Below are 16,647 nucleotides of genomic sequence, written 5' to 3' on the forward strand. Positions count from 1 at the left end.
TTAAAATATTTTGGCAGCGTTCAGGGCAGCCTGATACCTTCGGGCATTGGCATTGTGCTGAGCCAAATTGGTGGCAAAAGCATGATAACCTGAAAAATCCTCCTTGGCACAAAAGTAAAGGTATTTGTGATCCTCGGCGTTGAGCACGGCATCCAAGGCGCTGATATCCGGCAGGTTAATTGGGCCGGGAGGTAATCCGGTGTATCGATACGTATTGTAGGGACTGTCCGTTTCCTTGTGTACATTGAGTACCCGCTTGATGCTAAAGTCGCCCATAGCAAACACCAAGGTGGGATCTGCCTGTAGCGGCATATTCAGCCTCAGTCGGTTGAGGTAAACCCCGGCAATTCTCGGTCGTTCATCCGCTTTTTGACTTTCTGCCTGCACGATACTTGCCAGAGTGGAAACTTCAGTCGGGCTAAGTCCCTTGGCTTCGGCTTTGGCTTTTCGATTTTCCGTCCAAAAATTCTGATATTCTCGATACATTCGGTCAAATAAGGCCTCAGCGCTGGTATTCCACCAGACTTCGTAGGTATTGGGAATAAACATGCTCATGATCGTTTCTTCCTCAAATCCAAATTTGCGGATATTGACCGAATCCTGAATCAAGTCTAAAAATTGAGCTTCCGAAATCTCCAGATTGGAAGTGATTTTTTCGGCAAGATCTTGTTTGGTTCTTACGTTGTTGAAGGTGATCCTGACAGGAGTTTGATTGCCAGACCGCAGCAATCGAACCAACTCCAAATTGGTCATATTGGGCTGAATGGTGTATAATCCCGGTTTGACCAGTTCCTGATAATCCAGAACCTTAGCGACAAAGGCGAAGCTTACCGCATCATTGATCAATTCCTCCTCAAAGAGTTTGTTGGAGACAAATTTGTAATTGGCATTACTCGGAATCCGGAACGCCTGAGGTTGCTCCGTGCGGGTTAGGACATTGGGGCTGTAAAAAACCTGATAGAAATAAAAGGACATGGAAATCCCCAACACCGAAAAGGTGATGATCAAGATGAGTAGCAGTTTTTTCTTTTTATCCTCAAGCATAGTCGGCAAAATTAAATAATCCTCCCGAATAGAACGCAGTCAGCCGCTTTTTGATCCTGGATTTTAAAGGAAATGGGTAAAGTTTTCTCTTTTGGGTAAGTTTGTTCTTTTAATGTCACTGTTCCTTCTATCAAATGAGTTCCGAAAATATCACGCCACTCGCCGTAAGCTGTGCTCTTATTGTACAAAATCAGCAGGTATTGGCCGTGAAGCGATCGGTAGGAATGGACTTGGCGGGCTATTGGGAGTTTCCCGGTGGCAAAGTGGAGACAGGTGAGAATCCTGAGCAATGTCTGATCCGTGAAATTAAAGAAGAGCTTGATTTGATCGTGGAACTGATTTCCGATTTGACTCCGTCGGTTTTTGATTATCCGGGAAAAAGGATTCAATTGATTCCTTTTTTGGTAAGAATAAAATCCGGCGAGATCCTACTTAAGGAACATGAAGGAGCGGTTTGGCTAGGGGAAAATGAACTTTTTGAAGTAAATTGGGCTCCTGCTGATATTCCGATTGTTCGAGAATTGAAGCTTCGATGGAGTGAATTCTTTACAAACTAAAATCATATAAAATGGCTGCCGAATTTATTCGACTGTACGAAGAAAATCCAGATCCCAAGCGTATCAGGCATATTGCCGAGCTGCTCAGGGACGGAGCTGTGGTGATTTATCCGACCGATACGGTTTACGGGATAGGCTGTGATATTACCAATCAACGCGCGGTGGAGCGGATCGCTAAAATCAAGGGAATCAATCCCAAAAAACACAACTTTTCATTTATCTGTGCAGATTTGAGTGATATTGCCCAATACACTCGCGTGATCGGAAAACCCGTATTCAAAATGATGAAAAAAGCATTTCCCGGACCTTTTACTTTTATTTTGGAAGCGAGTTCACAAGTGCCCAAAATCATGCAGATCAATAAAAAGACGGTGGGAATCAGGGTGCCTGATCATAATGTGCCGAGGATGTTGGTCAAAGAACTGGGTCAACCTATTCTGACCACCTCGATTCATGACGAGGACGAAGTAATTGAATACAGTACAGATCCGGAGTTGATTTTTGAAAAATACCAAAATCTCGTCGATGTGGTGATCGATGGGGGCTATGGCCAAAATGTGGGTTCTACCATATTAGATTGCACCGGCGAGGAAGTTGAAGTGGTGCGAGAAGGACTCGGCCAATTGGAGGATATTATCTGATAATTTTTTGGACACTTCGGAATTCATCATTTCTATCTCATCATTCGAAACTTCAATAACTCGGTGGGTAGTTTCGTGATTTTCAGCTTTATCATGTAAAATTTCTGAACAGACCACTGTAAACTACAACTGCCTATTTTATAAGATTTCTGTCTTTACCTAGTCAACTTGCATCTCCCACGGTCTTTTGGGGGACACTGCTTATTTCTTCAATTTCCCCTTATTTTTGTAACCCCATTTCTGTCCATTCACAAGTGCATTCATGTCTACCATTGCTATCGACCTTCAATACTTGCCCAATCTCGAATTTTTTTGTGCGATTTGGGAGGCGGAGGAAATTTGGCTTTGTTCGGAAGATAATTATCAGCGGAAATCCTGGTTTAACCGCACTCAGATCAAACTGACCAATAAAGTAGAAACGCTCTCCGTGCCCATTGTAGGAAGAAGGCCTAGAGTTCCTTTGGCTGAAGTGATGATCGATTATAGCCAAAATTGGCAAAAAAATCATTTGAGGGGAATTCAAAGTGCCTATGGCAAAGCTCCTTTTTTTGAGTTTTTTTTCCCATACCTCGAAAATGTTTTTGAAAAAAAGCCTGCCTATTTATGGGACTTAAATCTGGGATTTCTGACAATCTGTCTTAAACTGCTGCAGCGACCTGTCAAATTGCGAAAGGTCGAAAAAAAGGCAATAGTACAGGCAGATGTCGACCTAAGATGGCTCCTTAGGCCAGGAGGAGACTTTTCGGATCGCAAATACTATCAGCCAATACCTTACCTGCAGCTATTTGGCTTAGACTTTGAGCCAAACCTTTCGATACTGGATTTGCTTTTCTGCGAAGGACCTTCTGCGAGGAGACTAATCCAAAAGTCAATAAAAAAAGAATGAACAATCGTTAAATTGATTGTGTTTTTAAAACAAATTCGGTAACATACGTACAGGATTATTAAACAATCAGAAAGGAATTTAATGGAAGCAAAATTTTCGAACAGAGTCAAAGAGGTGATCTCACTCAGCCGCGAGGAAGCGCTTCGCCTGGGTCATGATTATATCGGTACAGAGCACCTCTTGCTGGGGATGATTCGTGAGGGCGAAGGTGTGGCTGTTTCCATTCTCAAAAAGCTGGGGGTGCCTTTGGATGAGCTTCGATCATCGATCGAACGCGCAGTGAAAGGTACTGCAAACCACAATGTAAAGAATATGGCAAATATCCCTCTGACCCGACAGTCGGAGAAGGTGTTGAAAATAACGTATCTGGAAGCTAAAATTTTCAAAAGTCAATTGATCGGAACGGAGCATCTGTTGCTTTCCATTTTGAGAGATGAGGAAAATATAGCCACCCAGATTCTTAATAAATTTGACATCAATTATGAAGCCGTGAAAGAGATGCTGGAAATGCAATCCGATCCCGGAATGACTCCGCGCTCACGAGCTGAGGCAGAGGATTCGGATGATGATGGATCCAAATTATTTGGTAACCCTGGTAGTGGGAGCGGAGCCTCCAAAGCAGGTGCGGAAAAATCGCGTACCCCGGTTTTGGATAATTTTGGTCGGGACCTGACCAAAATGGCAGAGGATGACAAACTTGATCCGATTATCGGTAGAGAGAAAGAAATCGAGCGGGTAGCTCAGATTTTATCACGAAGAAAAAAGAATAATCCAATTCTTATCGGTGAGCCCGGAGTAGGGAAAACCGCTATTGCCGAAGGTTTGGCATTGAGAATTATCCAGAAAAAAGTATCCCGTGTACTTTTCAATAAGCGCGTGGTTACGTTGGACCTGGCTTCTTTGGTAGCAGGAACCAAATATAGAGGGCAATTTGAAGAGCGAATGAAGGCCGTGATGAATGAGCTGGAAAAGTCGCCGAATGTAATCTTATTCATCGATGAGCTGCATACTATTGTTGGTGCTGGAGGAGCTTCGGGTTCACTTGATGCCTCTAACATGTTCAAGCCGGCACTTGCCCGTGGAGAAATCCAATGTATCGGAGCTACTACACTTGATGAATATCGTCAGTATATCGAGAAAGATGGAGCCTTGGCCCGAAGATTCCAGATGGTGATGGTGGATGCCACCTCTCCGGAGGAAACCATCCAGATCCTAAATAACATCAAGGATAAGTACGAAGATCACCACAATGTAAACTATACACCTGAGGCCATCGATGCCTGTGTGAAAATGTCCGACCGATATATTTCTGACCGATTCCTTCCGGATAAAGCCATTGATATTTTGGATGAGGCTGGGGCACGGGTTCACATCAACAATATCCACGTACCGGAAGATATTTTGAAGCTGGAAGAAGAAGTGGAGAATATCAAAACGGAAAAAAATCGGGTAGTCAAATCCCAGAAATACGAAGAGGCTGCACAGCTGCGGGATAAGGAGAAAAAACTACTCGAGCAACTGGATCAAGCCAAATTGCGATGGGAAGAGGAGAGCAAGTCTAAGCGGTTTACCGTGGACGAGGACAGTGTCGCGGAAGTGATCGCCATGATGACCGGGATTCCTGCCAAGCGAATCGCACAAAATGAAGGTGCGAAACTGCTGAATATGAATACAGAGCTTTCTGGAAAAGTGATTGGTCAGGAAGAAGCGATCAAGAAGTTGACCAAAGCCATTCAGCGAACTCGGGTAGGACTGAAAGATCCTAAAAAGCCGATTGGTTCCTTTATTTTCCTTGGACCTACCGGTGTGGGTAAAACCGAATTGGCCAAAATGCTGGCCACTTACCTATTCGACAAAGAAGATTCCTTGATCCGAATCGATATGTCCGAATACATGGAGAAATTCTCCGTTTCCCGATTGGTGGGAGCGCCTCCAGGATATGTGGGGTATGAAGAGGGTGGACAGTTGACCGAAAAGGTGAGAAGAAAGCCTTATTCTGTGGTATTGCTTGACGAAATCGAAAAAGCTCACCCGGATGTATTCAATATTCTTCTCCAAGTGTTGGACGATGGGATTTTGACAGATGGATTGGGTAGAAGAGTAGATTTTCGAAATACCATCATCATCATGACTTCGAATATTGGGGTTCGTGATTTGAAGGACTTTGGAGCAGGAATCGGTTTTGCAAGTAAGGCGAAGCAGGACAATCAGGATGAAATCATGAAATCCACGATTCAGTCTGCCTTGAAAAAAGCCTTCAGTCCGGAATTCCTCAATCGCTTGGATGACGTAGTGGTATTTAATTCGCTGACTCAGGATCATATCTTTAAGATTATCGATATTTCCCTGAAGAAGCTTTTCCACAGAATCACCGATCTAGGATATCAGATCGAACTGACCGAAAAAGCAAAAACCTTCCTTGCCGAAAAAGGATACGATCAGCAGTATGGTGCCAGACCACTTAACCGTGCGATTCAGAAATACTTGGAAGATGCAGTAGCAGAGGAAATCCTCAAGGGCGACTTGTCCGAAGGAGATGTGATTACTGCCGACTATCCGGGTGAAGGTTCGGAGTTGACTATTTCAGTGAAAAAGAAAGAAAAGGCCGAAGAATAATTGTCAAGTTTATAAAATTGAAAATCCCTAGGCCGATAAGTCTAGGGATTTTTTTATACCCTACTGGTGCAAGTATTCTGATTTACCGTCCAAAAACAAGTTTGTTCCTTCTCTTTTCCTCAAATCGAAAGAATAAAAAACAACAAAGAAACCGCCAAAATCAAGGTCATCACTTTGGCTTTTTCTACGGTTTCCGTACTGATTTTTCGCTTACGAAGCACTAATACAGCAAGACTCAGACCGATCAGTTGAAGTAAAATAGCCACCCCGTTAAGTGGTCCCATAGGAGCTTGATAAAAAATAAAGTGGGAATTCAGTAGGGAAATAGTTCCCAAGACGATTCCCGTAATTCCAAATAAAAAGGAGCGCTGCAATAATACGCTTTCCGGCTGATTGGTCCATTTCATACTTGCTAGACTTAAATTATGCCTCGAAGATAAGCAAGCCACTATCAAATCGTAGCCTTTGAAAGTGAATTCCTGATTAATTATCCCAGTTTTTTGGGTCCAACTGCGATTTGTTAATTTTTCTCCAATAGCTTAACTTCAAAAAACGCTTTCCTTATGTCCTCTCGTCGAAAATTTCTTCAAACCTCCTCCCTAATAGGCCTAGCTATGAGCATCAAACCAAATTTAATCTATTCCAACCCTTCCATGATTTTAGGCCATGGCGATTTTAAATATCAGGTAGATAAAAAATGGGGGATGCTGGATTTCGCAAAATTCCCCGTGAATAATTGTCATGAAATGGTGATGGATCGTAAAAAGCGGATGATTCTGCTCACAGACGAAGCTAAAAATAATGTGATCATTTACGATCAATCCGGGAAGTACCTGGACTCTTGGACGCTGAATCTTGCTGCGGCCCATGGTCTTACTTTGGTGGATGAAGGAGATGCCGAGTACCTGTGGATCGTGGACAATGGAGGAAAAGTCCTGAAAACCACATTGGAAGGAAAAATCGTAACCGAGATTGCTTCTCCGATATCTGAAGGAATCTATGAGCAAAATATGCCCTATGTGCCTACCGAAACAGCCATTGCTCCAAACGGTGACTTGTACATTGCAGACGGATACGGTTCCCAGTACTTTTTACACTATGATTCGAAGGGGAATTTTATCCGGAAATTTGGTGGGGACGGACACGAAGATCATCAGTTTAAGACCGCCCATGGCATTACCATTGATCAGCGAGGAGGGAAAGAACCCACTTTATTGTGTACTTCGAGAGGACATAATTCTTTCAAGCGTTTTACGATGGATGGAAAATACTTGGAGACGATATTTTTACCCGGAGCTTTCGTTTGTCGACCTGTCATTGATGGCGATGAACTCTATGCAGGCGTATGCTGGTCCCGACTTAAGTACCTGGAGCAAATGGATAATTCGGGATTTGTAACGATTTTAAATAAAGAAAACAAGGTAGTTTCCAATCCGGGAGGCACGTCCCCTACGTACGTGGATGGAGAACTGCAATTAATCAAGCAAGAGAATCCCGTATTCCAGCATTGCCATGACGTATGCATAGATCAGGACAAAAACATCTACGTCTGCCAGTGGAACGCCGGAAAATCATATCCTATCAAACTGATCAGAGTTTAATTTCGTTATAACTATCAAAAATGATTTTTATATCTTAATTTTATACTTTCAAATATTTTTCCAGAATGAATTTGTCAAAAATTGACTGGCCTGATTCACTACACGATTTGCAGGCTAAAATTTCAGAAACTTTTGCATTGCTTGCCGGGCTTTTATTATTGTTTTTGGGAGCTTCTGATTACTTTCTCGGCCTGGGAGTCTTCATTATCACGGTCAAGTTTATCCTCGCCTTTCCTTTTTTTCTAGGGTATTTTTGGATGAAAAAAAAGGGGAATCATAATCTGGTGATTCAGTTGCTTTTAGCGGTAGGATTATTGGCTGTGACCTTAAATTATTTCTATAATGAAGGCTATCGTGGACCTACGATTTACACCATTTTTATAGTAATCGTATCTGTTGGAATTTTTATCAAAAAGAAACTAGTTCAGTTTATTTGGCTTGGAGGTGCTATTCTACTTTATTCCACATTTTTCTATTTAGAAATCAAAAACATCATCGTAGTAGAGCAGCATTATACTGGTCTGGAAAATTTATTTTGGGACCATATCGTCACCTTGTTGTGGTGCGGGCTTTTCGTTTTTTTTGGAGTATATATTTTTGTGAGCAACTATCAGAAACAAAATGTTACTTTAGAAAATCTCCGTAAACTCAATGAGCAAAACCTAAAGGAACTTTCGGAAATCAATCTGAAAAAAAATCAACTCCTGGCGATGCTTACCCATGATTTGAAAAATCCTATCGGGACCTTAAGTACAACTCTTGATCTCATGGATGCCATGGAAATGGATGAAAGAGAGTTGGATATTATTTTCAAGGATCTAAAAAATCAAAGTTTTCACCTCAATAATGTCCTAAACAATACCCTGAGTTGGGTGAAAACTGAGCTTTCTGATTTGGAGGCCGAGTTGGTTTCGTGTAGTCTTTTGAAGTTTAGTGAGGAGCTGGTCAAAACAATGGAATCTCAGGCTAATCGCAAAAATCAACACATCCAATTTGAGTTTTTGGGTGAAGATAGAACGCTAGAATTGGAGGCGAATGAGATCAGAATTATTCTCAAAAACCTATTGGATAATGCCATCAAGTTTTCTCCAGAAGGCAGTACAATTCACTTTCAGCTCAGCGTGGATAATCAAAAAATCCGTTGGGAGGTCATTAATAGTGGGATAAGTATTCCTAAAGAAATCCGAAAAAACCTTTTTGAGTTTCAGGTAAAATCCTCTTTTGGAACCAAGCGGGAAAAAGGCACTGGGCTTGGACTTCATTTGTGTAAAAAGATTGCAGATAGCTTAGGAATTCATCTGGGTTTTGATCTCTCAACCCATGGAGAGAACCGCTTTTTTCTAGTTCGGGAAAACCAATAATTAATCTTCACACCAAACTACTCGAAGACTTTTTGCCCCGTGGGCTCCGATGACCAAGGATTGTTCGATATCCGCAGTTTTAGAAGGCCCAGCCAAAAAGAGTCCAAAGCCCGAGTTCGAATCTTGAATCCGTTTATAGGCATCGTGCATCGTCGCGACAAGCTGCTTTTTGCTAAGGATAATGACTAGATGCTCGGTGATAAAAGGAAGGGCTCTTAGGTTTAGATTTTTATCATCCAACCAAATGGCGCCGTTTTCGGCTGTTCCAAACTGTCCGTCTATAATTGCCAAATTCAACTCAGCCAACTCGTGCGCATCTGTTGGGATTTGGATAGAATTAGGGTAATTAAAATGCTTGGATATACTGAGTACTTGTTCAAATTCCTGACTTTTCAGCCAATTTTCAAATTCACTTAGTTCAAAGACTTCCCCTTTATTGGCTTCAATAGCTTTTTTAAATCCAGACACCAGGTTTTTTGCGGAGGATATCAAATTCCATTCGGGCAAAGGTTTATCGGCGACCGGATTGCCAGTTCTGAGTTTTTCTAAAATTATACTTCTGCTGTTCATAAACGATTATTTTTATACCAATCCCGAAAGCTCTCTTTGGGTACTTGGGGCAGGTCCCGTTGCTTTCCCCAGCTATTCAAAGGGTGATACAGAATAGAATTCGGCAATGCTTGAATTACTTTCCGCATCAAGGTACCTGAAATTCGATAGGCAAGGGGACTTTTAAAAATCCCTGAGGCCAGTTTCATGCTTAGGTTTTTTGGCCGATCGGGGTTGGCTTTGGTGATTTCTTGACGCCATTCGTAAAGCTGCTCATGAATATTGATTTTCACTGGACAGACATCACTGCAGGAGCCGCAAAGCGTGGAGGCAAATGGTAGGGTGCTGTGTTTTTTGAGATCTGTCCCAGGAGATAAAATGGAGCCAATTGGTCCCGGAACCGTGCTATCGTAGCTGTATCCCCCGCTTTTTCGGTAGATCGGACAGGTATTCATACAGGCTCCGCAGCGAATGCATTTTAGGGAATTTCGGAATTTTTCCCGTTTCAGTTGCGCACTTCTTCCATTATCCAAAAGGATCAAATGAATTTCCTTTCCGGATGCCGGACTTCTGAAATGGGAACTGTAATTGGTGATGGGTTGTCCCGTGGCCGACCTGGCCAAAATCCGCATAAACACGCCCAAATCTTTTCTGCGAGGAATGATTTTTTCGATTCCCATACAGGCGATATGGACATCAGCTAAGTGCACACCCATGTCGGCATTTCCTTCATTGGTACAAACCACAAATTCCCCGGTTTCGGCAACGGCAAAATTGACTCCGGTTATTGCTACTTTGGCATTTAAGAATTTTTCGCGGAGATGGATTCTTGCAGCCTGTGTTAAGTAGTAGGGGTCTTCATTTCCTTTTTCGGTTTGGAGTTTTTCGTGAAAAAGCTCGGAAATTTCCCGTTTTTTCAAGTGAATAGCCGGCAATACAATATGACTGGGCGGCTGATTCAGAAACTGAACGATCCGCTCGCCCAAGTCGGTGTCCACTACTTCCACTCCGTTTTTTTCCAAAAAGGGATTCAGGTGACATTCCTCGGTCAGGATGGATTTACTTTTGACGATGGATTGACACTGTTTGCTTTGGATAATATCCAGAACCAAGCGATTGTGTTCCTCTGCGTTTTGAGCCCAGTGAACTTGAATTCCATTTTTATTGGCATTTCGTTCAAACTCCTCCAGATAATCCGCCAAGTGATCCAACACATGATCCTTGATTTGGGAGGCAGTTTCCCGTAATTCTTCCCATTCCGGAATAGTCTTGGTGATTAGGTCCCGTTTTTTTCTAACAAACCACAAGGTCTCGTCATGCCATTGGGTTTTCTCAGCATCTTGGATAAATAGGCTTGCTTTTTCCGAATGGCTCATGATATGGCTTGGTTTAGAATCTCGGCGATATGCATGAATTTCAGTTTTTCATGCTGTCTTTTGGCTATTCCCTCCAGGTGCATCAGGCAAGATACATCGCCGCCTGTGATGATTTCTACCTGATGGGAAGTATGATCCCGGAGACGATCATTGCCCATTTGCACGGAGAGAGCTTCTTCACTGACAGCAAAAGTTCCCCCAAATCCACAGCATTCATCTTTTCGATCGAGCTCCACCCAATCCAGCCCTTCCAGTTGACTTAGGAGCTGTTTTGATTTGTTGAAATCTGCAATATTCAGTTCACTACTCGCTCCCAATCTCAGGCCTCTTAAGCCGTGACAGGAGGCGTGATAACCTACCCGATGGGGAAATTTCCCCTGAATCGCCACTTTGAGAATATCAGTGAGAAACTCCGTGAGTTCAAAAATCTTGTCTTTGATTTCGGGAAAAGACGGGTGGATTTTTGCAGAAGCGGGAAAGTGCTCCTTGATATGGAGTACGCAGCTGCCGGATGGGGCTACGATGTAATCGAAATGCTGGAATTGTTCGATGAAATGCAGGGAACTCCCTTCGGTATCACGTTCATAACCCGAATTGGCCAAAGGCTGTCCGCAGCAAGTTTGTCCCAACGGAAAGCCTACTTGGCAACCTAGTTTCTCCAGCAACTCCAAACTGGCAATACCCACCTGGGGATAAAACTGGTCAATGTAGCAGGGGATAAATAATCCAATGTTTTTGTATTCAGGCATGTTTTTAAGCAATAGATCTATCCTGCTTTGAAGAAGAGAATAGCGTAGGATTCTTCAATTTTTGTTTTCCTGTTCAATATCTGGTATCTAATGCTTAAAGCCAATGATATTCCGTGTCAAATTTAAAATTCAAGCGATAATAGCGGAAAAAACACAGCTTTCGATTTAAACGTAACCTGATTAAAGTTTCAGCACAACGGCTTTTCTACTATCTTGAATGCGGAAATGTTAATTCTTTATTATGTATATCCGCTTTCTTACCAGTAAGAATTGTGCACGGACCAAAATGAGGGTTGAAGTTCAATTTAAGCAAACTTCGCCTGCCAGCCGAGGCTGGGTCATCGGTCATCGGTCTCCTGTGCTGAGCAAAGTCGAAGCATCCAGCCGCTTAAGCAAAGAAAATATGGCTACTGGTATAATTGCGGATAATCAGTTTCTTTATCTTATGTCCCGATCAATTTTAGCGCTAATTCTTGGTTTCCTTTTTTCTTGTGACCCAAAGCCAGATTCCAAAACTGAAGCCCAATCCAAACCCAATGTCATTTTCATCTTAGCGGATGATTTGGGCTATGGGGATGTGGGTTTTATGGGTAATCAGATTATCGAGACGCCTAATATCGACCGGCTGGCTGAAGAAAGTTTGGTTTTTACCCAGCATTATAGCGGTAATACCGTCTGTGCCCCATCGAGATCGGCTTGGATTACGGGTTTGCATACTGGACATACCCCAATTCGGGGAAACAAAGAAGTACAGCCCGAAGGACAATATCCCATGCCGGATACGCTGATGACTATTCCCAAATTGATGAAGCAGGCGGGCTATGTCACAGGTGGATTTGGGAAATGGGGTTTGGGATTTATCGGGACAAGTGGGGATCCGATGAGTCAGGGTTTTGATCAGTTTTACGGATACAACTGTCAGCGCTATGCGCACCGTTACTATCCAGGACATATTTGGGATAATGATCAAAAAGTAGAACTCCCGGAGAACGGTTGGGAAAACAAAGTGACCTATGCCCCAGATCTGATTCATCAGCAGTCATTGGAGTTTATGGAAGAAAACCGGGATAATCCCTTTTTTCTTTTTCTACCGATCATTATGCCCCATGCCGAACTGGCAGCTCCTGAGGATGAAATTTTTGAAAAATACCGACAAAAAATCGGAGAAGAGAAGCCGCACATCGGAGGAAAAGCCGCAGACTACGGTCCGGATATGAATATTGGGGCTTATCAATCCCAGCCTTATCCTCGCGCCACACATGCAGCCATGGTGGAGCGAATTGATCGCTATGTAGGTGAAGTTATTGCCAAACTTGAGGAATTGGGAGTTCGGGAAAACACCCTGATCTTCTTTGCCAGTGACAATGGGCCTCACCGGGAAGGTGGACATGATCCAGACTTTTTTGATAGCAATGGTCTTTATCGGGGATATAAGCGGGATTTGTACGAAGGAGGTATCCGCACTTATTTGATCGCCAACTGGCCGGGGGTGATCGATGGAGGAAGGGAAAGTGACCATTCGTCAGCATTTTGGGACATGTTGCCCACCTTGGCTGAACTGACCGGTCAAGAACCTCCAAAAACTGATGGGGTTTCTTTCTTGCCAACTTTGATGAATCAGGAAGAACAGAAGAAACATGAATATCTGTATTGGGAATTTCACGAACTAGGCGGAAGACAGGCCATTCGACAGGGAGATTGGAAACTGGTAAAACTTAATGTGAAAAATCCAGGCGAAACAAAGGTGGAACTCTATAACATTGCTGAAGATCCGGGAGAAGAGCGGGATTTGGCAGTGGATTTTCCGGAGAAAGTGGAGGAATTGGTGTCTTTGATCGAAGAAGCTCATCAACCCAATTCGATATTTCCACTTTTTGAGTCTGAAAAAGAATAAAACATCCATTTTTTGTGCATAAACTGCTAAAATATGTTGATAAGTTGTGTTTTTAAAGCGTTTAAATTGGGGAAAAATTGTTAATAAAAAATTAGGTAAAAACTTGTTTCCAGTCATTTTTTGATGCAATTTTATATCACCAAGTCAGAGATAAAAGAAGGGAGATACGACTCCTGCATCTTAGATTGAAATATGAAGTCGGACATGAAGGAAGGCTTACTCTTGGGTAAGTTTTTGAGACGGGCAACCGCAGAAATGTCATTTAGACTGGCCAGAAGTGTACTTCTCCGAAGTACTCATGATGCTAGCGAAGGGGCAAGATTGTTATGATTTTGTCTGAGAGGGGAAACCACAGAAGCACATGCAGATTGATTTAACTGATGGACGTTCTCATTTGAGATGGTTTCAGTCTAATGATGAAGAACCTGGGTAACTGGGGGAATTCATAATAACTGTAGCTTGGCGCAGTTTAGGAATTACGATTCCTAAGGTGTGAAACGGGAAGTGATCGAGAGATTGCTTCCCGTTTTTGTTTTTAGGGAGTTTGAAAAATTTTTTGTCTCCGGTCTTTGGTCTTCCTGCTTTCAAACCAATTTCTTACCTTTTGTATTGAAAACACTGGGAGAATTGACTGGTTTTTGATTGCTTCTCCCAAATTTTCTCAAACCCAAAACTACCATGTCAAACCTTAACCTAAAGGTCAAACAGCAAAACACCTATGATGCCATCGTCATCGGTTCGGGTGCCAGTGGAGGCTGGGCCGCAAAGGAGCTCTGTGAAAAAGGATTGAAAACGCTGGTTCTCGAGCGGGGCCGAATGGTTCGCCACATTGAGGATTATCCTACCGCATCCAAAGCGCCCTGGGAATTTGAATTCCGAGGAACCGTTCCCATCGAGAAGCGTTCTGGAATCGGTGCTGCCCGTTGGGGACGAGAAGAAACGATGCATTGGGCTTTGGCCGAAGATGAACAGCCCTATATCGAGGAAAAACCATTCCGCTGGTTTCGTGGCTATCATGTCGGTGGGAAATCCCTACTTTGGGCCAGGGGAACGCAACGTTGGTCGGATTATGATTTCGAAGGACCGGCTCGGGATGGTTTTGCGGTGGATTGGCCGATTCGATACCAGGATTTGGTCCCTTGGTATGAGCATGTGGAGCGATTTGTGGGCTTTGCAGGTAGTCGGGATGGTTTGCCCGAGCTTCCCGATCAGATCGTGCAACCCGGCTTTGAGCTGAGTTGTATTGAGAAACACTACAGTGAGCAGTTAAAAAAAATATACGGTGACCGGCATTTGATTCAAGGGCGTTGTGCTCATCTCACCGACCCTCAGGATATTCACCGGGAGCAGGGGAGAAACAAATGTCAGCATCAGAATATGTGCAATCGAGGCTGTGTGTATGGCGGCTATTTTTCAGCGAATGCCTCTACCCTTCCTTGGGCTGAGAAAACGGGTAATCTCACCCTTCGACCGGACTCGGTGGTCGAGTCCATTATTTATGACGAGCAGAAAGAGAAAGCCATTGGCGTGCGTATCATCGACCGATTAAGTAATGAGCAAATCGAGTTTTATGCCAAAGTCATCTTTGTAAATGCTTCTACGATCAATTCCAATGCGATTTTGCTCAACTCTAAATCCAATCGCTTTCCCAATGGCCTTGGGAATGACAATGGCCTGATGGGTAAATTTATGGCCTCCCATAACTATCGCGGGAAAGGCTTTGCTACTTTTGAAGGATTTGAAGATAAAAAAACTGAAGGACAGCATCCAGGGCATGCCTATGTGCCGCGCTTCCGCAATGTATTCAAACAGGATACGGATTTCCTCAGAGGCTACGCCATCGGGATGGCTGGAGGTCGCCAACTCAGATCAGATACCGATGCGATCGGGCATCAGTTGCGGGACAATCTCCTCAATCGAGAATATGGACTTTGGACCATGGCCGCTTGGATGCAGGGGGAAATGATCCCCGTCGAATCCAATCACATGCGGTTGAGTGAAAGTGAAACCGACAAATATGGCATTCCTAAAATTATTATGTCTGTCGAATGGACCGAAAATGACGATAAGATGACACAGGATTTTATCGATCAGCAGACCGAAATGTACGAGCGAATGGGCTTTAAAAATATCAGCGTTTCGGATTCCCAAGCACCTCCTGGCTCGGATATCCACGAAATGGGAGGCGTGCGCATGGGGAAAGACCCGAAAACATCTTTGCTCAATAAGCATAATCAGTTGCATCACTGCAAAAATGTCTTCGTCACCGACGGTGCCTGCATGACAAGTACGAGTACTCAGAATCCTACGCTGATGTTTATGACCCTGACCGCCCGGGCTGCAAACTTTGCAGTGGAGGAATTGAATAAGCTTAATTTGTAAATTATACCCGCTGATTTTGTGGGAATCCAAACCCAAAAAACCTATGAAAAAGAACCTGTTACTATCCCTATTGGCTCTAGCTTGGATGATTTTACCGAGCGAATCCCAAGCCCAGAAAAAAGGAGAACCTTTGTACCAAGCTCCACTTGGAATAGCCTCCTATACATTTAGAAACCATTGGGAGCACGGAGTGGAGAAAACACTGGATATCATTCAAGAGATGGGATTCAAGGAATTCGAAGGGGGTGCACCTCAGGGTGTGGAGCCGGCGGCATTTAAAAGAATGTTGGCTGATCGGGGGATATCTATTCCATCGACTGGCGCGGGATTTGAACAGATCGAATCCGACCCTCAAGCGGTAGCTGATCGTGCCAAAGCCCTGGGTGCCAAATACGTGATGTGTGCCTGGATTCCTCATCAGCGGGGACAGTTTTCCAAAGGAGACGCAGACCGAGCGATCAAGGCATTTAACGAAGGAGGAAAAGTGCTCAAAGAAAACGGCATCACTTTCAAATATCATGTGCATGGCTATGAGTTTCAGCCTTATGAAAATGGAACGCTCTTCGATTATTTGGTGCAAAATACCGATCCCGAATACGTTTCCCTACAGATGGATGTGATGTGGACGCATTTCGGGGGAGGGGATCCCGCTGGATTGCTGAAAAAATACGGAGATCGATGGGTTTCGCTTCATCTGAAAGATTTCAAAAAAGGTGCTCCCAAAGATAAGACGGGATTGACTGGGCCTGAAAATGATGTGCCTCTGGGTGAAGGCGAACTTGATTTCCCCGCTATTTTGAGAGAAGCCAATAAAATCGGGATCAAGCACATGTTTATCGAAGATGAAAGCGAGCATGAAATCGAGGCCCTGCCCAAAAGTATTGCGTATTTGAAGAGTCTGAGGTATTGAGTTTAAACCTGATAAAGACCGGTTAAATTATAAATACGCCTTTTGTAATATATATATATATATAATAAAACGTATTATTAT

At 43.4% G+C, this 16,647-nt stretch carries 15 protein-coding genes; 10 read left to right on the top strand and 5 right to left on the bottom strand.

The features are described from left to right. Entirely contained in the window at positions 1-1,044 is a 1,044-nt protein-coding gene (gene mltG / locus BM043_RS00525; protein WP_092788292.1) for an endolytic transglycosylase MltG, read from the bottom strand. Positions 1,045-1,178: 134 nt separating this feature from the next. On the opposite strand from mltG, the gene BM043_RS00530 reads away from it, so the two are divergent. The 4 genes from BM043_RS00530 (at position 1,179) to BM043_RS00545 (ending at position 5,744) form a co-directional block, all read left to right on the top strand. Then, complete coding sequence (locus BM043_RS00530) at positions 1,179-1,601, top strand: (deoxy)nucleoside triphosphate pyrophosphohydrolase (RefSeq protein ID WP_092788293.1); 423 nt, start codon at positions 1,179-1,181, stop codon at positions 1,599-1,601. Positions 1,602-1,612: 11 nt separating this feature from the next. After that, positions 1,613-2,242 (top strand): L-threonylcarbamoyladenylate synthase, encoded by a 630-nt coding sequence (locus BM043_RS00535; protein WP_092788294.1) that lies wholly within the window; start codon positions 1,613-1,615, stop codon positions 2,240-2,242. 262 nt (positions 2,243-2,504) lie between these two features. Then, on the top strand, positions 2,505-3,128 hold the full coding sequence (locus BM043_RS00540; RefSeq protein ID WP_092788295.1) for a WbqC family protein: 624 nt from the start codon (positions 2,505-2,507) through the stop codon (positions 3,126-3,128). 81 nt (positions 3,129-3,209) lie between these two features. Further along, positions 3,210-5,744 (top strand): ATP-dependent Clp protease ATP-binding subunit, encoded by a 2,535-nt coding sequence (locus BM043_RS00545; RefSeq protein WP_092788296.1) that lies wholly within the window; start codon positions 3,210-3,212, stop codon positions 5,742-5,744. A gap of 119 nt (positions 5,745-5,863) precedes the next feature. On the opposite strand, the gene BM043_RS00550 is transcribed toward BM043_RS00545, so the two are convergent. Next, positions 5,864-6,151 carry a hypothetical protein gene (locus BM043_RS00550; RefSeq protein ID WP_092788297.1) on the bottom strand — a complete coding sequence of 96 codons (288 nt, stop codon included), beginning with the start codon at positions 6,149-6,151 and terminating at the stop codon, positions 5,864-5,866. 207 nt (positions 6,152-6,358) lie between these two features. Between BM043_RS00550 and BM043_RS00555 the strand changes: the two genes are divergently transcribed. After that, positions 6,359-7,345, top strand: a complete 987-nt coding sequence (locus BM043_RS00555; protein WP_245752869.1) for an NHL repeat-containing protein — start codon at positions 6,359-6,361, stop codon at positions 7,343-7,345. Between the two features lie 65 nt (positions 7,346-7,410). Further along, the gene (locus BM043_RS00560) at positions 7,411-8,706 is read left to right on the top strand and encodes a sensor histidine kinase (RefSeq protein WP_092788299.1); all 1,296 of its coding nucleotides are present in this window, start codon (positions 7,411-7,413) and stop codon (positions 8,704-8,706) included. Here BM043_RS00560 and BM043_RS00565 read toward each other — a convergent pair whose 3' ends face one another. Genes BM043_RS00565 through BM043_RS00575 form a run of 3 tightly spaced genes read right to left on the bottom strand, consistent with a single transcriptional unit; the run spans position 8,707 to position 11,380 of the window. Continuing rightward, positions 8,707-9,276: a LutC/YkgG family protein gene (locus BM043_RS00565; RefSeq protein ID WP_092788300.1), complete on the bottom strand. Its 570-nt coding sequence runs from the start codon at positions 9,274-9,276 to the stop codon at positions 8,707-8,709. Further along, the gene (locus BM043_RS00570; RefSeq protein WP_092788301.1) at positions 9,273-10,631 is read right to left on the bottom strand and encodes a lactate utilization protein B; all 1,359 of its coding nucleotides are present in this window, start codon (positions 10,629-10,631) and stop codon (positions 9,273-9,275) included. Before BM043_RS00570 ends, BM043_RS00565 begins: the two co-directional genes overlap by 4 nt. Further along, positions 10,628-11,380 carry a (Fe-S)-binding protein gene (locus tag BM043_RS00575; RefSeq protein ID WP_092788302.1) on the bottom strand — a complete coding sequence of 251 codons (753 nt, stop codon included), beginning with the start codon at positions 11,378-11,380 and terminating at the stop codon, positions 10,628-10,630. Before BM043_RS00575 ends, BM043_RS00570 begins: the two co-directional genes overlap by 4 nt. A 241-nt stretch (positions 11,381-11,621) precedes the next feature. Here BM043_RS00575 and BM043_RS00580 point away from each other — a divergent pair, with 241 nt between their 5' ends. The 4 genes from BM043_RS00580 to BM043_RS00590 all read left to right on the top strand — a co-directional run bounded on the left by BM043_RS00580 (position 11,622) and on the right by BM043_RS00590 (position 16,566). Next, a complete protein-coding gene (locus BM043_RS00580; protein WP_317042363.1) occupies positions 11,622-13,274 on the top strand; it encodes an arylsulfatase in 1,653 nt (550 codons plus the stop codon). Between the two features lie 204 nt (positions 13,275-13,478). After that, positions 13,479-13,604, top strand: a complete 126-nt coding sequence (locus tag BM043_RS19765; protein WP_262481149.1) for a hypothetical protein — start codon at positions 13,479-13,481, stop codon at positions 13,602-13,604. Between the two features lie 348 nt (positions 13,605-13,952). Beyond that, the gene (locus BM043_RS00585) at positions 13,953-15,656 is read left to right on the top strand and encodes a GMC oxidoreductase (protein ID WP_092788303.1); all 1,704 of its coding nucleotides are present in this window, start codon (positions 13,953-13,955) and stop codon (positions 15,654-15,656) included. A gap of 43 nt (positions 15,657-15,699) precedes the next feature. Beyond that, positions 15,700-16,566 carry a sugar phosphate isomerase/epimerase family protein gene (locus BM043_RS00590; protein WP_092788713.1) on the top strand — a complete coding sequence of 289 codons (867 nt, stop codon included), beginning with the start codon at positions 15,700-15,702 and terminating at the stop codon, positions 16,564-16,566. The last annotated feature ends 81 nt before the right edge of the window (positions 16,567-16,647 follow it).

It is taken from the genome of Algoriphagus hitonicola, from assembly GCF_900113375.1.
Lineage (GTDB): Bacteria > Bacteroidota > Bacteroidia > Cytophagales > Cyclobacteriaceae > Algoriphagus > Algoriphagus hitonicola.